Source organism: Vibrio sp. 10N.222.48.A3, assembly GCF_041475345.1.
Classification (GTDB): Bacteria; Pseudomonadota; Gammaproteobacteria; order Enterobacterales; family Vibrionaceae; genus Vibrio; species Vibrio tasmaniensis_A.
This window is the reverse complement of record NZ_JBFRVX010000711.1, coordinates 1-3,697: the sequence shown is the minus strand read 5'-3', so window position 1 is coordinate 3,697 and position 3,697 is coordinate 1. Positions and strand designations below refer to the sequence as shown.

The following is a 3,697-nucleotide window of genomic DNA, read 5'->3' as shown; positions in this document are numbered from 1 at the left end:
ACAGGCCCAATACAAATCTGATTACAGTCAAATTAAACAGTCTCTGTCTAAAAATTCAGACGGCACGCCGCTGCGCAATCTTCATTGGGATCCAACACACGATGCCGCGATAATCTTACCAACTTACGGCTTCAACGATGTCATCCTGCAAACCAATAAAGCGATGCAGAGTGGATATACTGACCAAGAGCTTGCGATTGGTATTGCAGGTTATACATCGAGCGGTAGTCGTTACGCTGCGTTAGCAAGTAACCCATTTCGAACTAAGCAACGTTCAACGGATTCAGTCAACGCAGAAATGGAAGTGTGGTTGAAAAACTTGGTGGGTTGGGCATCAGGCACAAGTTCACCTAAGAATGTTGTCTTGGCTCAGATGGATCAGTCTTATTATTTTCCTGATGACAAAGCAACGCGAAACTGGCTAACGAGCAACATCAATCCTTCGATGGTTATCAATGATGATAACGCCTGTGACGGCAGCAAATTAAGCCAATGTATTGAAACGAACAACCCTGATTTATTGATTTTGTCTCAAAAGTTAAATGATGGTGACGAAATTAACGATGTAATGACGGGGTTACGTTTGGCGTTCAACAGAAAGATTCCCGTGCTGTACTTGCATCTTGATGGCGGTATGACGGACTTAGGCAACGCACTATTTGCAGAAATGCATATGACGTATGTTGGTGATAACTATTGGCGCAGGCTAGGGCTGTCAAATTGGGATTCAACGCAACTGATTGATCGCATGCCAGATAATATCGTCAAACAGCAAGCACTTTTACAGCGCCTGAAACTCGATAGTTTCACTGTTGACTTAAATTTATGTGATGACAAATCTTGCCCAGATGAGTCCAACATGGATGAAGAGTTCTATAAGGCAGCGAACAGTATTCGTTCACACCTAACGACGCTTGATAGCAAAAAAATTGATCTCTTTGCATCCAAGAACTACGAATATGAAAAGCTGTTACTGCTACTTGCTGATCGCTACCGACAAGACGTTAAGTACCCAATGGGTAAAGACGTAACAGATAGAATCGACTTTCTTCGATCGTATTACAGTGATTACGCGACATACAACACTCGACAACATAATGCAGCACAGCCGAGTTTAGGGAACTTCAGCACCAAGAACTTTAAGAATGTCCCTCTCATCAGCAAGAATATTACTTTAGAGTCAAAGAGAAATTTCCGTGCGGCGGGTGTATACGCCTTACCGGGTAAGACGATCAAAGTGACGCGATTAGATAATAACAAAGTGGCAACGTCGATTGCCCTTAACACACTACGTAGTGGTGCGACTCATGAGTTTTCGGGTAAAGACGGCTATGCAAGGCCGAAGTTTTTGACTTCGGTAACTTACCCCGTAAAACATGGAGAAACGATATACCTGACCTCTGCCTATGGCGGGACATTACAAGTTCATTTTGATACCAACGATATCGATGTAGAGCTCCGTTTTGAAAATGTTGCCCAACACCCTGTTTGGCGAAGTAAAGCGGACAACGATAGCTTTGTCGCGCAGCTTGAAGAAGGAAAGTTTGATTGGGCTGAGTTGGTGACTCCCGGATTTGAAGTTCACTCTAAGCTAGACAAGATGAAAGAGTCTATTGGAGCTTCTGATTGGGCACAGCCGCATGATATGGCTCTCGCCACTGAGCGTTACGTACACAACCTTCCTCATGCACTTGCAGGTTTCAAAGGGCCAGGAATTGATGAAATTGCTGAAATTCATCAATACGGAGAGGCAAAGGGTTGGGAAATTGCGAACATTGATATTGTGAAGCACATGAATGCCGATCAAGCGACTTGTGGTTACGGTTGTTCAGGAAACCCTTACGATGCTTATTGGTCTTTTCATCCTCTAGGGCATGGTGATTTGCACGAGCTTGGTCATGGACTGGAAAGAGGACGTTTTAGATTCGCTGGATGGGAAGGCCACTCAACAACCAACTATTATTCGTATTTTAGTAAATCAAAGTATTACAAAGACACGACAAAGGTATCGTCTTGCCAAAGCCTAGACTTTAAAGGGCAGTATCAACTTTTACAGCAGAGCCGAACTCAACCAGATCCAAACGCTTTTATGGCGGCTCAAAATCAAACGGGTTGGAGTTGGGGGGCTCGTATGTTCATTCAAATGATGATGTTGACTGAGCAGCAAGGTGTATTGAATTCAGGTTGGCATTTACTAGGGCGCTTACACTTGATTGAACGCGAGTTTAATCGCTTGAAAGCCAGTGATACTCTTTGGAACAACGGTAAAGGCTCGATTGGTTTTTCAGATTACACCAAACAGGAAGCCGAAGGCATCACCAACAATGACTGGTTACTTATCGCATTAAGCTACGTTGCAGAAAGGGATATGACACAATACTTAGATATGTGGGGATTCAGTTTCAGTGATAAAGCGAAGCAACAAGTCACTGCTCTTAGTCTAAGTAACATGCCTTTGACATATTTTGCATCATCTAATCAAGGCTATTGCTTAGATGAATTTGCTAAGACGCCGTTAGATGTTGACGGCACGACCGCTTGGCCGCTTAATTAGGTATATGGCAGATCGAGTCACGAAGAAAAAAGAGAGGAGATATTAACTCCTCTCTTTTTTATATGGCTAAGTTTTGTTACCTAAAAGTAACTACTTAAACGTCGACCAAATCGGAGCGTGATCTGACGGTTTTTCAATGCCGCGTAGCTCGTAGTCGATGCCCGCTTCAGTACACTTATCAGCAAGCTTTTGAGTTGCTAGGACTACATCAATACGCAGGCCACGGTTGTCCACGAAACCTTTTGAGCGGTAATCAAACCACGAATATTGATCGTTCACTTCAGGGTGTAGCAAACGGAAGCTGTCCACAAAGCCCCAATCCATCAATGTTTTCAACCATTCGCGTTCTTCTGGTTGGAAAGAACATTTACCGGTTTTCAACCAACGTTTCGCATTAGGTTCACCAATACCGATATCAATATCGGTAGGTCTGATATTAATGTCGCCCATTACGATCACTTGTTCATCTTTGTTGTGGTAATCGTTCAGGTACGTCATTAAGTCTTTGTAGAACTCTCGCTTGTACGGGTATTTGGTTTCATGCTTGATGTTGTCGCCTTGAGGGAAGTAACCATTTAGCACAGTGATCTTCTCACCATTGTCGTCTTCAAACGTCGCCATGATCATGCGTTTTTGATGGTCTTCATTGTCTGTAGGAAAGCCTTTTTGTACCGAAATCGGCTCTTGCTTACACAGCATAGCCACACCGTAGTGAGCCTTTTGGCCGTGGAAGTAAACCTTGTAACCCATAGCTTCAACATCGGCTAGTGGGAAGGCTTCATCGTGCACTTTGATCTCTTGTAGACCAATCACATCAGGTTGGTGCTTATCGATAATAGCCTGAAGCTGATGAAGACGGGCTCTAAGGCCATTGATGTTGAAGCTAATTACTTTCATTTGTTTTTATACCTCTCGTAAACCCTTGTGATTGCTTGCTTTTCAAGGGCTTGCTGATTTGGTGGGTTTCATGATTAATCGTATTTAAGCATGCTTAATAATTTCTGTCGCCATTTTGTCGCCCCTAAATGGCGACAAAATGGTGTGAATACTCACTTTTACGCAGAATCTACTGAGTCTTTAGCAAGTCTAAAAAGAACGCGTATTCAAGTGCGTCTTCTTTTAATCGCTTAAATCGACCAGAAG

The 3,697-nt window shown here is 43.3% G+C and carries 2 protein-coding genes; one reads left to right on the top strand and one right to left on the bottom strand.

What is annotated here, in order from left to right:
- On the top strand, positions 1–2,554 hold a 2,554-nt coding region (locus AB4653_RS18755), incomplete at its 5' end, for an ImpA family metalloprotease (RefSeq protein WP_372104972.1).
- 90 nt (positions 2,555–2,644) lie between these two features.
- Here the strand turns inward: AB4653_RS18755 and xthA are convergent.
- Positions 2,645–3,451 carry an exodeoxyribonuclease III gene (gene xthA, locus AB4653_RS18750; protein WP_372104970.1) on the bottom strand — a complete coding sequence of 269 codons (807 nt, stop codon included), beginning with the start codon at positions 3,449–3,451 and terminating at the stop codon, positions 2,645–2,647.
- Between the last annotated feature and the right edge of the window lie 246 nt (positions 3,452–3,697).